9 protein-coding genes are annotated in these 22,955 nt (G+C 75.2%); 5 read left to right on the forward strand and 4 right to left on the reverse strand.

Annotated elements, in window-relative coordinates:
* Position 1: 1 nt before the first annotated feature.
* From KUA19_RS11415 to KUA19_RS11425, 3 genes are all read left to right on the forward strand, one after another.
* Positions 2-1,438 carry a pectinesterase family protein gene (locus KUA19_RS11415; protein WP_217396164.1) on the forward strand — a complete coding sequence of 479 codons (1,437 nt, stop codon included), beginning with the start codon at positions 2-4 and terminating at the stop codon, positions 1,436-1,438.
* Positions 1,439-1,533: 95 nt separating this feature from the next.
* Complete coding sequence (locus KUA19_RS11420; RefSeq protein ID WP_217396165.1) at positions 1,534-3,840, forward strand: M28 family peptidase; 2,307 nt, start codon at positions 1,534-1,536, stop codon at positions 3,838-3,840.
* A gap of 171 nt (positions 3,841-4,011) precedes the next feature.
* Positions 4,012-4,395, forward strand: a complete 384-nt coding sequence (locus tag KUA19_RS11425; RefSeq protein ID WP_217396166.1) for a hypothetical protein — start codon at positions 4,012-4,014, stop codon at positions 4,393-4,395.
* 20 nt (positions 4,396-4,415) lie between these two features.
* Here KUA19_RS11425 and KUA19_RS11430 read toward each other — a convergent pair whose 3' ends face one another.
* From KUA19_RS11430 to KUA19_RS11445, 4 genes are all read right to left on the reverse strand, one after another.
* A complete protein-coding gene (locus KUA19_RS11430; protein ID WP_217396167.1) occupies positions 4,416-4,880 on the reverse strand; it encodes a hypothetical protein in 465 nt (154 codons plus the stop codon).
* 179 nt (positions 4,881-5,059) lie between these two features.
* A complete protein-coding gene (locus KUA19_RS11435) occupies positions 5,060-13,255 on the reverse strand; it encodes a non-ribosomal peptide synthetase/type I polyketide synthase (RefSeq protein ID WP_217396168.1) in 8,196 nt (2,731 codons plus the stop codon).
* Complete coding sequence (locus KUA19_RS44505) at positions 13,252-16,278, reverse strand: non-ribosomal peptide synthetase (RefSeq protein ID WP_217396169.1); 3,027 nt, start codon at positions 16,276-16,278, stop codon at positions 13,252-13,254. The genes KUA19_RS11435 and KUA19_RS44505 overlap by 4 nt, the downstream gene beginning before the upstream one ends.
* The gene (locus tag KUA19_RS11445; protein ID WP_217396170.1) at positions 16,275-21,128 is read right to left on the reverse strand and encodes a non-ribosomal peptide synthetase; all 4,854 of its coding nucleotides are present in this window, start codon (positions 21,126-21,128) and stop codon (positions 16,275-16,277) included. The genes KUA19_RS44505 and KUA19_RS11445 overlap by 4 nt, the downstream gene beginning before the upstream one ends.
* A 131-nt stretch (positions 21,129-21,259) precedes the next feature.
* Between KUA19_RS11445 and KUA19_RS11450 the strand changes: the two genes are divergently transcribed.
* Both KUA19_RS11450 and KUA19_RS11455 read left to right on the forward strand, forming a co-directional pair.
* On the forward strand, positions 21,260-22,201 hold the full coding sequence (locus KUA19_RS11450; RefSeq protein WP_217396171.1) for an ABC transporter ATP-binding protein: 942 nt from the start codon (positions 21,260-21,262) through the stop codon (positions 22,199-22,201).
* A complete protein-coding gene (locus tag KUA19_RS11455) occupies positions 22,194-22,955 on the forward strand; it encodes an ABC transporter permease (protein WP_217396172.1) in 762 nt (253 codons plus the stop codon). The genes KUA19_RS11450 and KUA19_RS11455 overlap by 8 nt, the downstream gene beginning before the upstream one ends.

A 22,955-nucleotide genomic window follows, 5' to 3' on the forward strand; every position in this document is an offset into this window, starting at 1 on the left:
CATGACCCGTACCCGTGCAATCAGGCCGCTGCCGGCCGCGCTGGCCCTGGTCGTGGTGGCGTCGGCGACGGCGCTGCTGCTGCCCGCCACCTCGCAGGCGGCGGTCGCCCCGGTTGCGGGCGGCGTCTACACGCTGGTGCCCGGCGTCAGTGGCAAGTGCGTCGAGGTGCCCGGCTCCTCGACGGCCAGCGGCACCAAGCTGACCCAGGCCGCCTGCGCGGCCGGGGCCACCCGGCAGCAGTGGCGGGTCGTCGCGAACTCCGGCAAGTTCCAGCTGGTCAACATCAACAGCGGCATGTGCGTGGATGTGCCCGGCGCCTCCACCACCTCCGGCACCCAGCTGCAGCAGTGGGGCTGCGCGGCGCAGACCAACCAACTGTGGACCTTCACCGCCTCGTCGGCGGCGTCCGGCAAGTACCTGGTGGTCAGCGCCGCGACCGCGCAGTGCGTCAGCGACAAGGACGGCTCCACCGCGGGCAACAACCCGATCGTGCAGGAGTCCTGCGCCGACATCGCGCGGATGCAGATCGCGTTCAACCTGGTCGGCACCGCGCCCAGCACCCCGCCGGGCACCCCGACGGTCGCCACCGACGGCACCGGGCAGTACACCAGCGTCCAGGCGGCGATCAACGCGGTGCCCTCGGGCAACACCAGCCGCCGGGTCATCACGATCAAGGCGGGCACCTACCGCGAGACCGTGGTGATCCCGACCGACCGGCCGTACGTCACCCTGCAGGGTCTCGGCTCGTCGGCCGGCGCGACCGTGATCGTGAACAACCACAACGCCGCCGACGGCAGCGCCAACAACGGCTCGACGATCACGGTGTTCGGGCACGACTTCGCGGCGACCAACCTGACCGTCTCCAACGACTACGGCATCGGCGTGCAGGCGCTGGCGCTCAACCTCAACGTCGACCGGGGCAGGTTCGACAACATACGGCTGCTGGGCAACCAGGACACCCTGCTGGTGAACAACTCGGCCCGGGTCTACTTCGTCAACTCCTACGTCGAGGGCACGGTCGACTTCATCTACGGCGGCGGCATCGCCGTCTTCAACGCCTGCCAGATCTACGAGAAGCGCACCACCGGCGGCCCGATCACCGCCGCCAGCACCCCCGCCGACCGGTTGTACGGCATCCTGATCTACAAGTCCACCGTCTCCGGCGCCACCGCCAACACCACCCAGCTCGGGCGGCCGTGGCGACAGGACGCGCAGGTGCTCTACCGCGAGTCCACCCTCACCAACACCATCAAGACCGCCCAGCCGTGGACCGACATGTCCACCAGCACCTGGCAGAACGCCCGGTTCCTGGAATACCGCAACACCGGCGCCGGGGCGGGCGTCAACAGCAACCGGCCGCAACTGAGCGACGCCCAGGCGGCCAACTACACGCCGCAGAAGTACCTGGCCGGATCGGACGGCTGGAACCCGATCTGACGTACGGCCGGTCCGCGCCGGGTGTCCGGGTCCGGCGCGGACCGGCCGCACCGCAGAGGTATTCGGGGATTTCCATGACCGCATACACTCCCCGGGTGCAGTCGACCTCTCTCCGCCGCCCCGCGCTGACCGGCGCCGCCGCCCTGCTCGTCCTGCTCGCCACCGCGACGGCAGTGATGCTGGGCATGCGGCCGCCGTCGCCCGCGCCCGCGGCCGCCCCGGCCGACCGGTTCTCCGCCACCCGGGCGATGGAGCACGTGCGGGCCATCGCCGCCCAGCCGCACCCGAGCGGCACCGCCGCCCACGCCCGCGTCCTCGGGTACCTGGCGCAGCAGCTCGGCGGCCTCGGCTGGACGCTCGACCCGATCGTCGGCACCGCCGCCAACCCCCGCCTCGGCACGCCCGTCCCGATCGGACGCGTCACCACCCTGGTCGCCCGCCGCCCCGGCACCGCCGGCACCGGCACCGTCTACCTCACCGCCCACTTCGACTCGGTACGCACCGGACCCGGCGCCAACGACGACGCGGCCGGGGTCGCCGCGCTGCTGGAGGCCGCCCGTGCGCTCAGCCAGGGCCCCGGCGCCCGCAACGACCTCGCGCTGGTGCTCACCGACGGCGAGGAGCCAGGGCTGCTCGGCGCCCGCCTGTTCCTCGACACCCGCCACCCCGACCCGGCCGGGGCGGTGGTGGTCAACCTGGAGGCACGGGGGGACCGCGGACCCGCGCTGATGTTCGAGACCTCCGCCGCCAACAGCTCGCTGATCGGCCACTACGCCGACACGCCCACGCCGCTCGGGTTCTCCCTGTCGGCCGAGGTCTACCGGCGGCTGCCCAACGACACCGACTTCACCGAGTGGCGCGACGCCGGATTCGCCGGACTCAACGTCGCCTACCTGGACGGATCACCGCGCTACCACACCCCGGGTGACTCGGCCGAGCACGTCGACGGCGCCAGCCTCCAGCACGAGGGCGAACTCGTGCTGGCCCTGGCCCGCTCGCTCGGCGACGCCGACCTGGCCCACCTCGACGACGGCGCCGACACCTACTTCTGGACCCCGCTCGGCCTCGTGCGCTACCCGAACGGGCTGGTCCTGCCCCTCGCCGTCGCCGCGCTGCTCGCGCTGGCGGGACTGGTCACGCTGGCCCGCCGCGCCGGGCAGCTCAGCCTCGGCCGGTACGCCGTCGCGTTCGGCACGGGGCTGGTCCCCGTCATCGCGGCCGTGCTGCTCGCGGTCGCACTGTGGCAGCTCGCCGTCGCGCTCCGGCCGGAGTACGGGGCCTTCGTCCTCGGCGACACCTACGAACCGGGCTGGTATCGCGCCGCGCTGACCGGGGCCGCGCTGCTGGCAGCCGCTGGCTGGTGGCTGCTGATGCGGCGGCGGCTGGGCGCGGCGGCGCTGTCGGCCGGTGGGCTGACCTGGCTGGGGCTGCTGGGCTTGGCGCTGGCGCTGCTCGCGCCCGGCGCGTCGTACCTGTTCAGCCTGCCGGTGCTGGTCAGCGCGGTCGCGGGCGGTGTCGCGCTGGCCCGGCCGACCCTGGTGCCGTGGTGGCCGATCGCGGTGCAGGTGGGTGCGCTGGCGACGTTGCTCGTGACGGCGCCGGTGGTGGCGCTGCTCCATCCGGCGCTGGGGCTGGCTCTGGGCGCGGCCCCGGCCGCGCTGATCGCGCTGCTGGCCGTGCCCGCGCTGCCGCTGCTGGACCTGCTGGTACCCCGCCGCGCCGGGCTGGTCGCGGCGGTCGCGGCGGTGACGGTCGCGGCGCTGCTGGCCGCCGGGCTGGTCACCGACCCGGTCGACGCGGACCATCCGCGCCCGTCACACCTGCTCTACGCGTACGACGCGGACTCCGGCACGGCCCGCTGGCTCTCGCCCGACGCCACCCCCGACGCCTGGACCACCGGTTACCTGACCGGGCGGGTGGAGTCGGTGGAACCGCAGTTCCCGACCCTGGTCGGCGGACTGCTGTCGGACTACCACACCGGCCCCGCTCCGACGATCGCCCTGGCGCCGCCGGAGCTGGCGATCAAGCCGGGCGCCACCGGCGCCGGGTCGGTCGTGTTCACATTGCGCTCCACCCGTTCGGCGGGGGTGCTGTCGTTCCACGTGGCCACGGACGGGCCGCAGCCGGTGGCCGCGACCGTGGACGGTGTCGAGGTGCCGGTCGACGGCGCGCCGGCGCGGCCCGGGAAGTGGGGCTGGGGGTTCGAGTTCCACGCCCTGCCGTCCGAAGGTATCGAGGTGAGGTTGCGCTTCGCGGGGTCCGGGCCGGTGACGGTGCGGGTGACCGACCGGACCGACGGTTTCGGCGACGTACCGGGACTGCGGCCGCGCCCGACCGGGCTGGCAGCGGGCCCGCTGCCCACCGACGCCACCCTGGCGGGTAAGACCTTCACGCTGCCGTGACGTTCAGCCGAGGCCGCCCGGACGTCCCCGAGCCCGCCGGCCTCGGCTGGCAGATCGACCGCCAGCGGGGCGGCGGGCCTCCACGTGGCCGCAGGCAGGGCGCCGCAATAGGCTCGCGTGCGCGCTCGGTGGCATGCGACGATCTCGAAATGACGACCACTCGAAAGGCCCATGGCTCGTAGAGCACCGGCCAGAGTACGAGCCGACCTGCCTCGTCGCCGCCAGCCGGGCGAGCGCGTCCCGCTCGCCTCGAACATCTCCGCCCGAGGACTCGCCGAGATCGCGCGGCTGGAGCGACTCGAACTACGGCCAGGTGCCGTCTTCGAAGCTCTGCGCGGATGGGAGCGGTTCACCCACGCCGACGATGCCCGCCGGGTGCGGATCCGCGGCTGCGGCGAATCGGGCTGCTGCCCGGACCCGCTGACGGACCGGCTGCTGCTTGATCGCGTGCTGCCGGTCCTCCCACCGGCGGACGCGCGCTCGCTCCGGCAGCGGATCGACGCGATGGATTCCCGTATCCACGACTGGCAGGTCATCACCTGGCCATGGTCCTAGTACGGCAGCGGCACTCGGGCTTACCTGCGGTTGGCCAATTCGCCAGGCTGTACCTGCGCGCGTGCTGGAATCGAGACCGCCACCAGCAGGGCCAGCGCCCAGGTTGCCATGGCGCCCCATCCGACCAGCGCGCCTTCCTCCCTGCCGCCGGACTCGGCGAACTCCACGAGCAGCGCAGCCGTTCCGATCACCAGCGCCACGCCGCCGAGGAGCCCGGCCGGCAGCCGACGGCCACGGCTCCACACGGCGTGGCCCGCATAAGCGAGCAGGGCAGCGACGGCCGCGGTCACAGTCAGGAACAGGACGACGGCGACCAGGGCTGCGCCGCCCACGGTCGTGTCGTCTCGGCCGGTCAGACTGCCCGAAGCCAGCGCGAGGACAAAGAACGTCGCCGTCGCCGCCGCTCCCGCCGCGCACAACCAGGCCGCGACAAGGTGAGCCGTGTGCGGCCGCGTGGCGTGCGGCTTTCCTGAGGGTTCAGACATGCGGGCAGCATAGCTCCCCGCTCGATGACTATCGATCGATTGCGGACCGTGGAGGTCCGCGCGGCGGAGGACGCCGACGGCGGTCAGCTACCGGCCGGAGTCCCGCCCGCGATCGCCACCCAGCGGCTGCCCGCCGACGCGTTCCGACCGGCGCCGCCCGAACGGGCCCCGCCGCGCGTTCAACGCGCGGCGGGGGAAAGGGTCTCTTTCGCCAGGCGGTGCAGGGTGGTCAGCCAGTCGGACAGCAGGGCGTCGGCGTCGGCGTCGCCGTACTCGTCGCGGTGGTGGCCGAGCGCTACGTGCAGCCCGTCGACCGGGATGACCTCCAGCCGCAGCGGGAACTCGGTCATGCCCAGGTCGAAGTGCTCGCCCGCGAACGGATGCCCCCGGCGCAGCAGCGCCGCCAGCTCGTGCTGCCCGGCGTGCTGAGGGAAGTTGTCGACCACGACGATGCTGCCGAACAGCCGACCGCCGTGCCGACGCTCCAGGTCGACCAGTGCCGCGTGCTCGGCCTCCCGGGCAGCGGCGGCGTCGGCCTGGATCCGCCGCATCAGATCCAACCCGGTGGTGTCCGGCCCGAGCACGGCCCGCTGCGGCAGCGTGTTGATGAACAATCCCACCATCCGGTCGTATCCGGGCAGCTCGGCCCGACGGCCCGACGTGGTGACGCCGAACACGACCTCCGCTGCTCCGGTCTGCTGCGCCAGCACCGTCGCCCAAGCCGCCTGGGCCGCGACCGCCGTGGTGATGCCGTGATCGCGCGCCAACCGGGTGAGCGCGTCGATGGTGGCGTGTTCCGCGTCGGCGGTCCGTCGACCGTAGCCGCCTGCCGCATCCGGATGGGCGGCCGGCGGCAGTGGCGTGCCGCGGGGGCTGTCGCGCAGGTAGCGGTCCCAGTATTCGTCCGCGGGCGCGACGGCGGCGAGGGCGGCGGCGTGGTCGCCCGGGGTCGGTGGGTCGGCAGGAAGGTGCTGCTCGCGCTGGGCACGCGACAGCGTCCGGGCGGCGCCCAGGCCGAGTCGGGGCAGCGCCGACAGCTGGTGTGCGGCGGTACGTAGGCGGGCGGCGGCCGGTCGGGCGGTCAGCGCACGGGCGTACAGCGCGGGTAGGTCCTGCAGCAGCAGCGACCGTGACCAGCCGTCGAGCAGCAGGTGGTGTGCGGTGAAGACGAGCTGGTAGCCGCCGCGCAGCCGGATCAGCGTGCACCGGGCCAGCGGTGCGCTCGCGGGGTCGAACGGGGCGGTGAAGTCGGCGTCGAGGTGCTCGCGCAGGCGCCGCCGAAGCTCGGCCGGGTCGGCGGCGTCGCGCCAGTCGAGATCGGTCCACGGCATGGTCGCCCGCGCGCACACCACCTGCACCGGCACGTCGAGCCCGTCCTGGACGAACGCGGTGCGCAGGATGGGATGGCGGGCGACGAGCGCGTCGAACGCGGCCCGCAGCGCGACCGGGTCGATGAAGGCAGGCAGCGCGTCGGTGGTACGCACCGAGTACAGGCCGGGCCGGGCGCCGTCGGCGATCCGGGCCAGCATGGTTCGCTGCAGGGGCGTGGCGGGGTAGACGTCGTCGGGTACGCCGTAGGCGGTGACGATCCGGGCCAGGCCGTCGGCGTCCAGTCTGGCGAGCGGGAAGTCGGCCGGGGTGAGGGTCGCGGCCGGTGCGACGCCGCGCAGCAGCGACAGCGACGCTCCCGCCTGGGACACCGGCACCGGATCGGCGTCCGGCGGCACGGTCGCGGTGGCGTCCTTGACCCGGCGCAGCGCCTCGGCGAGGTCGGCCGGGACCGGGTCGGCCGGGACGAACACCTCCCGTTCCCACTGGCCCAGTGCGCCATCACGGCGGGCTGCGGCCGGGGCGGTGTCGCGGATCAGGGCGACATCGTGGCCGGACAGCAGCACTCCGGCCGCGTACACCTCCTGCGGCCAGGACCGATGCGCGTTGTCGGCCGGACGCCGGGGCGGCCGGACGGGGGCGGCGAGCCAGCGCGCCCAGGACCGGTCGACACCTTCGGGGACGTCGACCTGCTCCCCGCCGAGCCGCTCGCACAGCTCGCGCCAGGACGCCTCGTCGAGCATCGCGGGGTGGGCGGCGAGGGCGAGCAGGTCCCGGTCCGGTCCGTGGCACAGCACGAGGGCCAGCACCGGACCTCGCTCGGGCGACAGCCCGCGCCCGGCGTCCGCGGCGAGCCGTCGGGCGTGCTCTGACGCCTCCAGCGGGCTCAAGTCCGTGAGGTCGACCTCGACCAGCGGGGAGTCCTGACCCGATTGTTCGGGCGCGGGCAGCCGTAGGACCGCGCCGGTGAGGCGGGCCCGCAGCGCGGGCTGGCGGGCCACCAGCCGGTCGAGCAGTTTGCGCAGCTCGGCCGGGTCGACGCGGCCCGGCTGCGGCAGCACCGCCTGATGTGGACGGGCCTGACGCAGCGCGAGTTGACGCGGCGTGGCGGGCAGCACGGTGTCCACCGTGGCACCGGCGGCCTCGGCCAGGGCGGCGGGGCTGGGGTGGGTGAAGACGTCGCGGGGTGCGACGGCGATCCCGGCTTCGGTGAGGCGGGCGGTCAGGGAAATGGCCAGGATCGAGTCGCCGCCGAGGGCGAAGAAGTCGTCGTCCGGGCCGACGGGCTGGTCGAGCACGGCCGCCATCGCGTCGGCGACCAGGGCCGCGCGTACGTCGCCGAGCCGCGCGGCGGCGGGCGCGGCGACCGGTGCGGTGACGGCGGCCAGGGCCCGCCGGTCGACCTTGCCGCTGGGGGTACGCGGCAGCTCGGCCAGGGCCGTGATCCGGGCCGGGACCAGGTGCGTGGGCAGTCGGGCGGCCAGCCACTCGCGCAGCTGCGGGCCGGTGGCTTCGGTTACGGCGTACGCGAGCAGCCGCAGCCTGCCGTCCGGCCCCGGCCCGGCCACCACCGCGCATTCGCGCACCAGCCGATGCCCGCCGAGCACCGTCTCGATCTCCTCCGGCTCGACCCGGTGCCCACGGATCTTCACCTGCTGGTCGGTCCGGCCCAGGTACTCCAATCTGCCGTCGGCCAACCGCCGCACCAGGTCACCGGTGCGGTACCGGCCGTCGTGGAACCGCCGCGCGGTCGTCTGCGGATCGTCGAGGTAACCGTCGCACAGCTGCACCCCACCGATGACCAGCTCACCCGGCGCGCCCGGGGTGGCGGGGCCGCCGCAGCGGTCGCGTACGGACAGTTCGACGCCGGGCAGCGGGGTGCCGATGGCGGGCAGCGCGGGCCAGTCGGCGGGGTCGCCGGTCAGCAGCTCGGCGGTGACGACATGGCTCTCGGCGGGGCCGTAGTGGTTGTCCAGCACACAGTCGGGCAGCCGGGTGAACAGCTCCCGTACCGGCGCGGTGACCTGCAGGCGTTCCCCGGCCGTGACGACCTCGCGCAGCGACGTGGGCACCGTGTCGGCGCGGCGGGCCGCGTCGGCGAGCCCGGCGAGGCTGACGTACGGCAGGAACAGCCGTCCGACCCGCTCGGCGTTCAGCCAGCGCAGCAGCTCGGCCGGGTCGCGGCGCAGCTCGTCGGCGGCCACGACCAGCGTCCCGCCCGCCGCCAGGGTCGCGAACACCTCCTGGAAGTGCACGTCGAAGCTGTACGGCGTCAACTGCGCCGTCCGGGTTGCCCCGTGCGCGGCCGACCGTTCGACCTGCCACTGCACCAGGTTCGCCAGGGCCCGATGCGCCAACCCGATGCCCTTGGGCTGGCCCGTCGAACCGGACGTGAAGACCACGTAGCACAGCGCGTCCGGTTCGACCCGATGCCGCGGCGCACGCCGTCCGCTGACCGCGTCCTCGATCCGGTGCCTTGTCCGCCCCTCGATCGGCAACTCCGGCTCGCCGAGGGTGAGCACGTGCCGAGCCTGCGCCCGGGTGAGCATCGCGGCCAGGCGCGGCGCCGGATACGACGGATCCAGCGGGACGTAGCACGCCCCGGTACGCAGGACGCCCAGCAGCGCGGCGACGCTGCCCGACCCGCGCGGGGCACAGACCGCGACCCGGTCCCCGGGCCGGACGCCGCCCCGGTGCAGCAGCTCCGCCACCGCGTCGGCCCGCGCCGACAGCTGCGCGTACGTCAGCTCACCGTCTGTCGCCGACACCGCCAGGGCGTCGGGTGTCGTGGCGACGGCCGCGTCGACCAGCTCGGTGACGGTCCGCTCCGGCAGCGCGGATGTGCTCGTCCAATCGGCGATCTCGGCCAAGTCGGTGGCGTCGAGCAGCGGCAGCTGCCCGACCGGGCGGTCGAGGTCGGCGGCCAGCGCCGTCAGCAGCCGCAGATACCGGGCGAGCATCCGCCCGGCGGTCTGTGCCGACCAGGCGTCGGCGGAGTATTCGAACGACACCCGCAGCCGCCCGTCGACCGGGGTGACGTCGACGGTCAGGTCGAACTTCGCGGTGCCCGTGTGCACGTCCTGCACGGTCAGGTCCAGCTCGCCCAGCCGCAGTGGCGGCATCGGCGCGTTCTGCAGCACCAGCAGCACGTTGAACAGCGGATGCTGCTCGGCGCGACGGCCGCCGCCGACCGCCGCGACGATCCGCTCGAACGGCACCTGCTGGTGGGCCAGGGCCTCGTCGACGGTCGACGTCACCCGGGCCAGCAACTGCCGCCCGGTGGGTTCGCCGCGCAGGTCCAGCGGGATCGGCAGGGTGTTGGCGAGCAGGCCGACGGTCTCTTCCAGTTCGGGGTGCGGCCGGTTGGCGACGGGACTGCCGACGACCAGGCGGTCCGCGCCGCCCAGCCGGGACAGCAGCACCCCCAGCCCGGCCAGCAGCAGCGGGTAGAGCCGGGGCGTCGCGGGCAGGTCGAGGTGGTCCTCGACGCGTCCGCCGCGTCCGCTCGGCATCGTGCCGGGTGTGGCCGAGCCGAAGGGCAGCGCGGGCTGGTCGTCGTACCCGTCGAGGGCTTCGGTCCAGAAGTCGAGGCCGCCGGTGTCGGCGGCGCGCTGCCAGTGGGCGACGTCGCCGCACTGCACCGGCGCCGGGCCGAGGTCGGCGTCCGGGTCGGCGTAGGCGCGGCCGAGCTCGGACACCAGCACGCCGACCGACCAGCCGTCGAGCAGCAGATGGTGGGCCGTGACGACGAGCCGGTGCTCGTCCGGGCCGAGCCGTTCCAGCCGGAACCTGATCGCCGGTCCGGTGGCCAGGTCGAACGGGCGACGCACCTCGGCGTCCAGGTCGCCCGGCTCGTGCACGGTCAGCGTGACCGGCTGCGGCGCGGCGGCGGGCTGGGCGGGGTCGCCGTCGATGACGGTGAACCTGGCGCGCAGCACCTCGTGCCGGGCCAGCACCCGCGACAGCGCCCGTTCGAGGGCGGTCACGTCGAGGGGTCCGCGCAGGTGCAGCACGAACGGGAGGTGATAGACGGCGGTGCCCGGGTCGAGCTGCTCCAGCACCCACAGCCGCTGCTGCGCGAAGGTCAGCGGCGCGCCCGCGTCGGCGGGGCGGGCAACGACGCGTGACGCGGCGACGGTGCCCTCGGACAGGGCTTCGCGCACCAGTTCGATCAGCTTGCCCAGCGTCCCGGCGGCCAGCACGTCGCCCAGGTTCAGCCGCACCCCGAACCGGGCCTGCAAACGGCCGCCCAGCTGCGCACCCAGCAGCGAGTGCCCGCCCACGGCCCGGAAGTCGTCGTCGTTGTCCACTTCGGCCGCGCCCAGCAGCTCACGCCAGATCTCGGCGACCTGGGCGGCGACGTCCGGCTGCATCCCGGTCTCCGCCACGGGACTCTCGGCCACCGGAGTCTCGGGCGCGACCGTCGGCAGGGGCGCCGTCCCGGTGGCACGGCGAGGCGGGTCGATCCAGTAGCGGCGCCGGTCGAACGGGTAGGTCGGCAGCGGAACGCGACGCCACAGCCTGCCGGCGTCGGCGGCCGACGGTGCCACCGGTACGCCCGCACACCACGCGGCACCGATCGCGCGCAGTACCGTCGCCGGGTCGCCCGCGTCCAGCCCGGGGTACGCCGCCCAGCCCGCCCCCACCTGCGCCGACGCCAACCCGGTGAGCGTGCGCCCTGGTCCCAACTCCAGCAGCACACCCGCCCCGGCAGCCGTCGCGGCCGCCAGCGCGTCGCCGAACCGCACCGGACTCAGCAGCTGCTCGGTCCAGTAGTCCGGATCTGCCGCCCGCGTAGGCGTGATCCACTGACCGGTCAGACTGGACGTGAACGGTATCGCCGGGGTGCCCAGCCGCAGGGTGGCGATCTCGGCCCGCAGCGCGTCGGCCGCCGGGGCCATCATCGGCGAGTGGAACGCGTGCGAGGTCGTGACCGGCCGGGTCCGCACGCCGCGCCCGGCCAACTCGACCGCCACTTCGGCGATCCGCTCATCCGGGCCGGACAGCACGCACACCTGGGGCGCGTTCACGGCCGCCAGCGCGACCTCACCGCCGACCAGGTCGGCGACGGCCTCCGGACCGGACAGGACGGCCAGCATCGTGCCCCCGGGCAGCGCGTCCATCAGCTCGCCGCGCCGGGCCACCAGCCGCAGCGCGTCGTCGGGCGCGAACACCCCGGCCACGGTCGCGCTGAGGTATTCGCCCAGGCTGTGCCCGACCAACGCGGCCGGTTCGACCCCCCACGACCGCCACAGCCGGGTCAGCGCCCAGCCGGTGGCGAACAGCGCGGGCTGCGCCAGCCGGGTCCGGGTCAGCAGCGCCGCCGCCTGCGGGTCGTCCGGGTCGGCGTGCAGCAGATCGCGCAGGTCCAGGCCCAACCGCGGACGCAGTACGGCCGCGGCATGGTCGATCGCGTCGCGGTAGTGCGACTCGGTCCGGTAGAGGTGCGTTCCCGCGCCGGGCCGCTGCGCTCCCTGGCCCGGGAACAGGAACACCACCCGGGGATCGGCGTCGGCCGTCGACGGCGCGGCGCGGCCGAGCGCGACGGCGGCCCGAGCCGGGTCGTCGGCGACGACGGCCAGCCGGTACGCCATCGGGGTGCGGCCGTGTCGCAGTGTCGCCGCGACGTCCCCGAGCGGCAGGTCCGCGCCGGTCAGCGCCTCGGCCAGGCGCTCGCGCGCGGTGTCGAGGACCTGCGGCGTGGCCGCCGACAGCACCAGCAGCTCCGGCCCGGCCCCGACGGGGGTGGCCGGTCGTGGCGGGGCCTGCTCCAGCACCACGTGCGCGTTGGTGCCGCCGATCCCGAACGAGCTGACCCCGGCGCGGCGCGGCCCGGCGACCCGCCACGGCTGCGCCGTCGCGGCCACGAAGAACGGGCTGCGTTCCAGGCCGGTGGCCGGGTTCGGGTGCCGGAAGTGGACGGTCGGCGGGACCATCCCGTCCCGTACCGCCAGGACCGCCCGGATCAGGCCGGTCACCCCGGCGGCGGCGTCGAGATGGCCGACGTTGGGCTTCGCCGACCCGAGGCCGCAGTATCCGACCGCGTCGGTGTCGGCCCGAAACGCCGCCGTCAGCGCGGTGACCTCGATCGGGTCGCCCAGCTGCGTGCCGGTGCCGTGCGCCTCGACGTAGCCGACAGTCGCGGCGTTCACGTCGGCCAGGGCCAGGGCTTCGGCGATGACCCGGGTCTGGCCCTCGACGCTCGGGGCGGTGAAGCCGACCTTGCGACGGCCGTCGTTGTTCACCGCCGAGGCGAGGATGACCGCGTGCACGGGGTCGCCGTCGGCGAGCGCGTCGTCGAGCCGCCGCAGCACCACCGCGGCCACCCCGGAGCCGCCGACGGTGCCCGCCGCGTCGGCCGAGAACGCCCGGCAGTGTCCGTCGGGGGAGTAGATGCCGCCCTGGTGGTGGCGGTATCCGGCCAGGTGCGGCACGGCGATCGCCGCGCCTCCGGCCACCGCCAGGTCGCACTCGCCCGACAGCAGACTCTGACAGGCCAGATGCGTGGCGACCAGCGACGTCGAGCACGCCGTCTGCACCGTCATCGCGGGCCCGGTCAGCCCCAGCCGATAGGCGACCCCGGTGGCCAGGAAGTCCTTGTCGTTGCCGACCAGCGTGCCCAGCAGCGCCAGGTCGTCGAACCCGCCCCGGTGCGGCAGCAGGTTCTCCACCAGGTACGTGTTGAGCCTCGCGCCGCCGAACACGCCCACCGGCAGGTCCAGCCCGAGCGGGTCGCGTCCGGCGTGCTCCAGCGCCGACCACACCACCTCCAGAAAGTGCCGGTGCTGCGGGTCGAGCAGTTCCGCCTCGCGGGGGGAGTAGCCGAACAGGGCGGCGTCGAACCGGTCCACCCCGTCGATCACCCCGGCGGCGGGCACGTACGCGGGGTCAGCGAGCAGAGTCGGGTCCAGCCCGGACGCGGCCAGGTCGGCGACGTCGAACCGGCTCAGCGACTCGATGCCCGCCAGGCTGTTGCGCCACAGCTGCTCCGGATCGGCCGCGCCGGGGAACCGCCCGGCCATGCCGACCACCGCGATCCTGGTCACCGCCCGCCTCCACCGGTCGGGCGGCGCAGTTGCTGGGCGGCGCGTCGCTGTGCGGCCCGGTCGCGCCCGTCGGCGGCCGCGGCCGCGACGGTGTCGGGTCCGGACAGGTGCGCGGCCAGCGCGGCGACCGTCGGGTGGCGGAACAGGTCCACCACGGCCAGGTCCCGGCCCAGGTCGACGCAGAGCCGGGCGTGGACCCGCGCCAGCGCCAGTGAGTGGCCGCCGACGTCGAAGAAGTTGTCCTCGGCCCCGACCTCGGCCAGGCCCAGCGCCTCGCACCACGCGGCGGCGACGGTCTGCTCCAGGCCCGGCCGGGGTGGTCGGCTGCGCACGGGCACGACCGGGTCGGGCAGCGCGGCACGGTCCAGCTTGCCGCCGGCCGTGACCGGCAGCGCCGGAACGGCGACCAGATGCGCCGGGACCAGGTACCCCGGCAGCGTCCGCGCCAACGCCGCCCGCAGTCCGTCCGGGGCGGGTCCGGGCACCCCGGCCGCGACGTAGTAGCCGACCAGCTCCGTCCCGACCGGGCCAGTCCGCGCGACCACCGCCGCCGCGGTCACCTCGGGCTGGGCGCGCAGCGCGTGCTCGGCCTCGGCGGGCTCCACCCGGAACCCGCGGATCTTCACCTGTCCGTCGCGGCGGCCGGTGAACCGCAGCCGCCCGGCGCCGTCGCGCACGGCCAGGTCACCGGTGCGGTAGCAGCGCCTGCCACCCGGCCCGGTGGTGAACGCGGCCGCGGTCAGGTCGTCGCGTCCGATGTACCCACGGGCCAGGGCCGCGCCGCTGAGGAAGATCTCCCCGGGCACCCCCGGCGGCACCGGCCGCATCGCCTCGTCGAGCAGGTGCACCCCCACGCCTGGCAGAGGTTCGCCCAGCGGCGGCTGCGTGACCGGCTGGCCGGGCGCGGCCTCCCACAGGGTCGCCACCACCGTGTTCTCGGTCGGGCCGTACGCGTTGAAGAACCGCCGTCCAGGCGCCCACCGCCGCACCAGCTCGGCCGGGCACGCCTCGCCGCCGCTGACCAGCACCCGCAGGTCGGGCAGCGGCTCGTCGGCGGGCACCAGCGCGAGCGCGCTCGGCGGCACCAGCACGTAGCTGATCCGCCGGTCGCGCAGCGTCGCGCGCAGCACCGGTCCCGGTAGCAGCGCCGGGGCGGCGGCCAGGCACAGCGTCGCGCCCGACAACAGCGCCAGCACCAGGTCCCACATCGCGGCGTCGAAGCTCGGGGTGGCGAACTGCAGCACCCGGTCGCCCGGCCCGAGGCCGAACCGGGCGATGGTGTGGTCGGCCAGCCGGACCAGACTCGCGTGCTCGACCGCGACACCCTTGGGCTGCCCGGTCGACCCGGACGTGAAGATCACGTACGCGAGGTCGTCGGGGGTGACCGACGGCAGTGGCAGCGGCTCGGCGTCCAGCGGCGCGTCCAGCACCATCGCCGCTGCGGCGGCGGTCGTCATCGCCTCCAGCCGGGCGGCCGGGTAGCCGGGGTCCAGCGGCACCGGAGCCGCCCCGGCGTACATCGCGGCGAGCATCAGCACCGGCCACGACACCGACCGGGCCGCGCGTACGCCCACCCGATCCCCGGGCCGCACCCCGGCCCGTACCAGCGCCGCCGCACAGCGGTGCACTTCATCGGCCAACTGCGCGTAGGTGCGGGTGCCGTCGTCGGCTTCCACCGCGGGCGCGTCGGCGTGGGCGGCGACCACCGCCGCGAACCGCTGCGGCATCGTCGCGGGCGTCGCCGTCACGGCAGGCCCGTCGTCGTACGCCGACAGCGCCTTGGCCTGCCCGGGGAACAGCAGATCCACCTCGGACAGCGGCTGCTCGTCGGGCGCGGCGACCAGGGTGGTGACCGCCCTGACCAGCCAGTCGGCGGTGTCCGGGCCGAGCACGTCGCGGTCGAACTCCAGGTGCACGTCCCCGGCGGCGGCCTCGACGGTCAGGTCGGCCTTGGCCAGGCCGGTGGGCAGCCGCCGCACCCGCGCCGACAGGCCGGGCAGGTCGAGTTCGGGCAGCCCGTCGGCCGTGTGGGTGACGAGGATGTCCACCAGCGGCAGCCGAGCCGGGTCCCGGGGCGGCCGCAGCGCCTCCACCAGGCGGTCGAACGGCAGGTCACGGTGGTCGAGTGCGTCGACCAGGGCCTTCGCGGCCTGCTCCCGCAGCTCGCGTAGCGGCCGCGCCCCCGCCGGACGTATCCGCACCGGCACGGTGTTGACCAGGAAACCGACCATCTCGGCGAGTTCGGCCCGGTCACGCTGCGCGGCGACTACGCCGAAGGCCAGGTCGGACTGGCCGGTGAGCCGGTATACCGCCCCGGCCAGCGCGGCGAGCAGCACCGGGAACGGAGTTCGCGCCGGGATGCGGGCGGTGCGGGTGTCGCCCGTGCCGCCGCGTACGGGCGGGCGGGGCCGGTCGACGGGCAGCGCCACCGGTTCGGGCAGCGGCCGCAGCACCGCACCCCAGTGGTCCAGGTGCCCGGCGACCACGTCGGGGGTGAGCTGTTCGCGCTGCCAGACGGCGTAGTCGGCGTACTCGATCGGGCCGGGCGGCAGCTGTCGGCCACGGTAGGCGATGGCGAGGTCGCGCAGCACCAGGGCGCTGGACCAGGCGTCGCAGACCAGGTGGTGGGCCACCACGACGAGCCGGTGCTCGGTGGGGCCCAGCCGCAGCAGTTCGGCGCGCAGCAGCGACGGTCCGGCCAGGTCGAACGGCGCGACCGCGACGTCGGCCTCGGCCAGGTCGGCCTCGGCGGCCGAGGCGACGTCGCGCACCGGCAGGTCGACGTCGACCGCGCCGAACACCCGCTGTACCGGCTGCCCGGCGACGGTCGCGAAGCCGGTCCGTAGCGCCTCGTGCCGGGCCACGACCGCGCGCAGCGCCCGGTGCAGCGCGGCGGCGTCCAGCGGCCCGGACAGGTCCATGGCGGCGGGCACGTGGTGACGCGCCGTGCCCGGGGTCAGCGACTCGACGAACCACATGGCCCGCTGCTGCGCCGAGGCGGGAAACTCGTCGTATCCGTTCACCGGTCGCCGCTCCGCCCGGCGCCGGTCGCCGCGGTCCGGGGCTGGCGCTGGATCGGCACCGCCGCGGCGGTCGCCTGCCGGGGACCGAGTCGAGCGGCCAGCTGCGCCACCGTCGGCGCCTCGAACACGTCGCCGAGCCGCACCGCGACCCCGAGCGAGGCGCCCAGCCGGGCGGACAGCTGCGCGGCGGCCAGCGAATGGCCACCGAGGGCGAAGAAGTCGTCGTCGGCGCCGACCGGCCCGCACGCCAGCACGGCGGCGAACGCCTCGGCCACCGCCCGCTCGGCCGGGCCGTCCGGGCCGCGGCCGCCGCGCGTGGCCGGGGCCGGGTCGGGCAGGGCCCGCCGGTCGACCTTGCCATTGGGCGTACGCGGCAGCGCGGGCACCGCCAGCACCGCCTGCGGCAGGTACGCCGGAGGCAGCCGCTCGCCCAGCCAGCCGAGCAGGTCAGGGCCCGGGTCGTGGCGGAGCACCACGTAGGCGGCCAGCCGTACCCCCACGCCGGTGCCGTACGCGGTGACCGCGCAGTCGGCCACCGCCGGGTGCCCGGCCAGCACCGCCTCGACCTCACCCGGCTCCACCCGCTGCCCTCGGATCTTGACCTGGGCGTCGACGCGCCCGTGGAACCGCAGCACCCCGTCGCCGGTGACGCTTACCCGGTCACCGGTGCGGTAGGTACGGCCGAAGCAGGGGTCGTCGTAGAAGGACACGGCCGTCTCCTCCGGCCGCCGCAGGTAGCCGCGAGCCACCTGTGGCCCCGACAGGTGCAGCTCACCGGCGATCCCGGCGGGCACCGGCGCACCCCACCGGTCCAGGACCCGGCAGGTCATGCCGGGCACCGGCGACCCGATCGGCACCACCCCGGACCCGCCGGGACGCAGCTCCTGCACGGTCGCCCACACCGCGGCCTCGGTCGGCCCGTACTCGTTGACCAGCCTGCAGTCCGGCAGCGCCGCGTGGTGCCGGGCCACGACGTCGGCCCGGCACTCCTCCCCGGCCACCACGACGGTGTCCAGTTCGGGCAGTGGTAGGTCCCTTCCGGCTTCCAGCATCGCCGCCCACAGCGTCGGCAGGGTCAGTGTGTGCGTGGCGCCGATCTCGGCCAGCACCCGCCAGGCCGCCGCGGAGTCGCGTTCCAGGCCCGGCTCGGCCAGGTGCAGGGTGCCGCCACCGGTCAGGGTCCAGTAGATCCCGGCGACGGAGCTGTCGAACGCGGGAGAGGACAGCAGCAGGAACCGGCGCGGCGGTGGTCCGTACCAGGCGTGCCGGGCCGCGGTCGAGGCGGCGATGTGGCGGTGCTCGACGACCACGCCCTTGGGCCGTCCCGTCGACCCGGAGGTGTAGACGACGTACGCCGCGTCCTGCGGTGACGGACCCGTACCGGTGATCGGCTCGGCGTCTTCGAGGTCGCCCAGGACGGCCGCCGGGGCGGCGTCGGCGAGGATCGCGGCCAGGCGTTCCGGCGGGTAGCCGGGGTCCAGCGGCAGGTATGCCGCCCCGGTCTCCAGCACCCCGAGCATCGCCGCGATGAGCGCGGCCGACCGGGGCAGCCGCAGCGCCACCACATCGCCCGGACCGATCCCGCGCGAGCGCAGGCCCCCGGCCACCGCCTCAGCCCTTTCCCGCAGCTCGCGGTAGCTCCAGCGGGTGTCACGGTCATGCACCGCGAGCGCGTCGGGGGTGCGGTCGACCTGCGCCCACACCATCTCGTGCAGCAGCCCGGCACCCGATGGCGCGGCGGGGGCCGGGGTGTGCAGGTGCGGCGGTGCGGCAGGGTCCAGCGGCTGCGCGTACCAGGGGCGGGCCGGGTCGGCGGCCATCGCCGCCAGCAGCGTCTCCAGCCGGTCGGCCAGCCGTTCGGCGGTGCCGGGTGCGAACCGGTCCAGCGCGTACTCCACCGTGACCTCGCCGGGAGCGAACAGCAGCGACAGGTCGAACGCGGCCCCGCCCCGGTCCACCGGCACCAGCCCGTCGGGTGTGGCGGACTCGTCGGCGACGACGACGTCGAACAGCGGATGCCGTCCCGGGACGCCGCGTCCGGCCAGGGCGGCGAGCTCATCCACCGGCAGCATCGGCCGAGCCAGCACCGCCGCGAGGGCGGTCCGTGCCGCCGCGATCGCGTCGGCGGTGCTGACCGCTCGGCGCAGGTCGACCCGTACCGGCACCAGCGTCACCAGGCAGCCCACGGCCTCGCGCGCACCGGCGTCGCGGGTGTCGACCGGCACGCCGAGCACCGCCTCCGGCTCGCCGGTGTGCCGTGCCACCAGCACCGCCGTCGCGGCCAGCAGCACCGCGAACCGGGTCGACGCGGTCGCCTCGGCCAACCTCGCCACGTCGGTGGCCAGCCGGCGGTGCAGCGTTCGGCCTCGGTGGGTCGCGACGGCCGGGGCGGGCTGGTCGGCGGGCAGTTCGGCCCGCTCGGCGACCCCGGCCAACTGCTCGTGCCACCACCGCCGGTCCTCATCGTCCGGTACCGGTACCGGACCCGGTTCCGGGGGCGGCGCCAGTTCGCGCCCGGCGTAGCAGGCGTCGATCTCCGCCAGTAGCACCCGAGCCGACCGCTGGTCGGCCACGGCGTGGTGGGCCACCAGCAGCAGCACCGGCTCGCCGCCGGTCACCGGCAGCAGCGTCGCGCGCACCAGGTGCCCCTGGGTCAGCTGCGGCGGGGGCCAGCACAGGGCGGTCAGGTGCGCGTCGAGAAAGCCCACGGGCACCGCGTCGAGCACCCTCAGCACCCGGTCGGGAACCGGGTCGGTCTCGACGGCCACGGTGCCGGGCTCACCCCCCGGCACGACGCGGCCACGCAGCACCGGATGGCGTCGCAGCACCTCGCGCAGCGCCGCGTCGAGCCGATCGGGGTCCACTCCGTCCGCACACCGCGCCGCGACGGCCATCGTGTACGCGGGCGTGCCCGGCACCAGCTGCTCGTGCAGCCAGAACGGTCGCTCGGCGGGCGGCCGAGCGCCCAGCCGCGGCGGCGTCACCGGCACGGCGACGGCCGCCACCTCGGCCAGCGTCGCCCCGCCCAGCAGCAGCTCCAGGTCCAGTTCCCAGCCGGTGCGCCGGGCGGCTGCGGTGAGGTCGGCCGCGCCGAGCGAGTCCAGGCCCACCGCGGTCAGCGCGGTGTCGGCGCCGACCGGTCCGATCGACGGCGGCAGCAGCGCGGCGAGCTCGGCCACCAGACCGGCCAACGTCGCCACCGGCGCGGGCGCGGCCGGATCGAGCCGGGGCAGGGTGCCCTGCTCGTAGCCTCGGCGCAGCTCGGCGCGTTGCAGCTTGCCGCTGGAGGTGCGCGGCAGCCCGCCGCGGCGCACCGCCACCAGCACCGCCGGGGTGACGCCGGTGCTCTCGGCCACCGCCGCCCGCACCGCGTCGAGCACCTCGCGCAGCAGCTCCGGGGCCAGATGCCGGTCGGTCTCCACCGCCACGCCGAGGCTTTCGCCGCCGCCGTCGGCCACCGCGAACGCTCCGGCCGCGGACCCGGCCAGCGCCGGATGCGCCGCGAGCGCCTGCTCCTCCACATCGGCCGGATAGACGTTGCGGCCGCGTACGATCACCAGCTCCTTGGCCCGGCCGGTGACGAACAGCTCCCCACCGTCGAGGAAGCCGAGGTCACCGGTGCGCAGCCAGCCGCCGTCGAAGTCGACGCTGGACGCCCCCCAGTACCCGGCGGCGACCCCGTCCCCACCCACCAGGAGGTGACCGACCTGCCCAGCGGCCCGGTCGGCACCCTGCTCGTCGACCACCCGCACCGGGCACAGCGGGCGCCCGCTGGACACCAGCGCCTGACCGTCGCCGGTCGGCACGACCACGCCCGCGGCCAGCGCGTCGCGATCGACGTGACACCTCCGCGGCCCGGTGCCCGCGGTCGCGCCCGACACGATCAGCGTCGCCTCGGCCAGGCCGTAGCACGGGTGCATCGCGGCGGGGTCGAAACCGGCGGCGGCGAACCGCCGGGTGAACCGGTCCACGGTCTGGGCGCGTACCGGCTCGGCGCCGGTGAACGCCAGCCGCCACCGGCTCAGGTCCAGCCCGGACAACCGCGCGTCGGTGACGCGTTCGGCGCACAGCCGATAGCCGAAGTCCGGGCCGCCGGTCACGGTCACCCCGTGCCGCGTCACCGTCTCCAGCCAGAACACCGGGTCCTGCGCGAACGCGGTCGAGGCCAGCAGCACGCACGGGATCCCCGCGGACACCGGGGTGAGCAGGCCGCCGACCAGGCCCATGTCGTGGTATGGCGGCAGCCAGCTCGCCGCCACGTCGTCGTCGCGCAGCGCGAAGTTGTCCCGGATCATCCGCAGGTTGGCCGACAACGCCCGGTGCGGCACCACCACACCCTTGGGCGCCCCGGTCGACCCGGACGTGTACTGCAGGAACGCCACCTCGTCCGGTCCGGCCGCGACGGGTGGCAGCGGCGCGTACCCGTCGGCCCGCGTGACCGTGCGCCACGGCAGCGGCAGCGCGCCGCTGCGGGCCGCCCGCTCGCGCGACTCCTCGGTGCCCAGCGCCAGCGCGGGCCGGGCGTCGGCGGCCACCGCCGCCAGCCGCTGGTCGTGGCGCGACCCGCGCGGCGGGTACGCGGGCACCGCGACCACCCCCGCGTACAGGCAGCCGAAGAACGCCGCGACATAGTCCAGCCCCGCGGGCGCCGCCAGCAGCACCCGGTCGCCCCGGCCCACCCCGGCCTCGGCCAGCATCGCCGCGACCCGTCCGGCCCGCTCGTGCAGCGCGCGGTAGGTCAGCTCGACCGGGTCGGCGCCGGCGCGCACGAACCGGAACGCCGTCGCCCCAGGTGTCAGCTCGGCCCTGACCGCGAGGACGACCCCCACCTGTGTGACGACTTCGGACACGACATCCCCCAAGCAGTCCCCCGGTAACTGCGCTACAGGTCTACTTCGTCGATTCGATGATTGCAAGTCCTTGACTCTGAAAGTAATCGATGCGAGAGTCGCGCAGGCCGCAGCGGGGGAGAGGGGCACCGATGAGCGTGGTGTACGACATCGAAGCCGTCACCAAGCACTACCCCGGCGCCGCGGCCCCGGCCAACGACGAGATCACCTTCACGGTCGCCCGCGGCGAGATCTTCGGCCTGCTCGGCCCCAACGGCGCGGGCAAGACCACCCTCGTCCGGCAACTGTCCGGGCTGCTCCGCCCCACCAGCGGCCGCATCACCCTCTTCGGCACCGATGTCACCGCCCACCCGCACGTCGTCGCCGAGCACGTCGCGCTGCAGCCACAGAGCCCCGCCGCCCTGCTCGACCTCACGGCCGCCGAGGCGGTGCACCACACCGGCCGCCTGCGCGGCCTGACCACCGTGGCCGCCCGCGCCCAGACCGCCGCCCTGCTCGCCCTGCTCGGCATCGACCAGCTCGCCGCCCGCCGCGTACGCACTCTGTCCGGCGGCGAGAAACGACTGGTGTCACTGGCCGTCACGCTGGTGGCCGACCGGCCCGTGCTCATCCTCGACGAGCCCACCAACGACCTCGACCCCGCCGCCCGCCGCCTCGTCTGGGACCACCTGCGCAAACTCAACGCCGAGGGCCGCACCATCATCCTGGTCACCCACGACGTCGCCGAAGCCGAGCGGGTCATCGACCGGGTCGGGCTGGTCAACCACGGCCGCCTGCTGGCCCTCGGCCCCACCGCCGAGCTGCGCCGCCGCGTCGACCAGCGGGTCCGTCTCGACATCGCCCTGCCCGAGCACACCGACCCGGTCCTGGACGAACTGCTCGCCGACGCGGGCGACCAACTCGTCCGCGACGGCGACCGGGCCCTGCTGCTGGTGGCCCGCGACCGCGTCCGGGACGTGCTCGACGCCGTCGCCGACCGCATCGGGCCGACCGGCCTGTCCGACCTGCGCGTGCAGGGACCCTCGCTGGAGGACGTCTACCTTCAGCTCGGCGGAAGGGACCGTCTTGGCTGACACCACCGGCCCGGCCCGGCCCTCGGCGCTGTCCGCGTACCTGCGGCTGCTGCCGGTGGTGCTGGCCGAGTTCCGCACCACCGGCCCGTTCTACGTCTTCTTCAGCGTGCTGCTGCCCGCCGGCATCCTGTTCTTCGTCAACACCAGCGGCGGCGACGTCGACCTGCGCTACCTCGCCGGGGGCGCGCTGGCCGCGTCGCTGGCGATGGGCCCGGCCGTGATGCTCTGCGCCCGTCTGGGCCTGGCCCGCGAACACCACGAGTTCGACTACTGGGCCACCCTGCCCGTGCCCAAGGTCAGCCTGGTGTTGGCCCTGTGCACCGGGCACCTGCTGTTCTCGCTACCCGGCGTCGCGGCGATGCTGGCCCTGGGCTGGTTCCTGCTCGGCATCCCCGGCACCGGCGTGCTGGCGGCGTTGCCGCTGGTGCCGCTGGCCGCGCTGACCCTGGCGGGCCTGGGCGCGTTCCTCGGGTCGCGGGCGCCCAACAGCATCGTCGGCAACCTCATCGGCAACCTGGTGCTGGCCGTGGCGCTGTTCCTGTCCCCGCTGATGACCCGGCTCGACGCGTACCCGGCACTGCTCAAACCGGTCGCCTACGCCATCCCCACCACCTACGTCGCCGACGCGTTCCGGCACGTGTTCCACGCCGGGCCGGTCCTCGTGCCGTTCTGGGTCGACCTGGCGGTGATGGGTGGGCTCACCGCGGCCCTGCTGGTGCTTACCCACCGGCTGCTGGACTGGCGCGGCCGCTGA

It is taken from the genome of Catellatospora tritici (genome assembly GCF_019083965.1).
Lineage (GTDB): Bacteria > Actinomycetota > Actinomycetes > Mycobacteriales > Micromonosporaceae > Catellatospora > Catellatospora tritici.

Excerpts from the sequence above, each read along its gene's own strand:
- KUA19_RS11425 (WP_217396166.1), top strand. The coding sequence starts at position 4,012 with ATGGCTCGTAGAGCACCGGCCAGAGTACGAGCCGACCTGCCTCGTCGC.
- KUA19_RS11415 (WP_217396164.1), top strand. The coding sequence starts at position 2 with ATGACCCGTACCCGTGCAATCAGGCCGCTGCCGGCCGCGCTGGCCCTG.
- KUA19_RS11450 (WP_217396171.1), top strand. The coding sequence starts at position 21,260 with ATGAGCGTGGTGTACGACATCGAAGCCGTCACCAAGCACTACCCCGGC.
- KUA19_RS11430 (WP_217396167.1), bottom strand. The coding sequence starts at position 4,880 with ATGTCTGAACCCTCAGGAAAGCCGCACGCCACGCGGCCGCACACGGCT.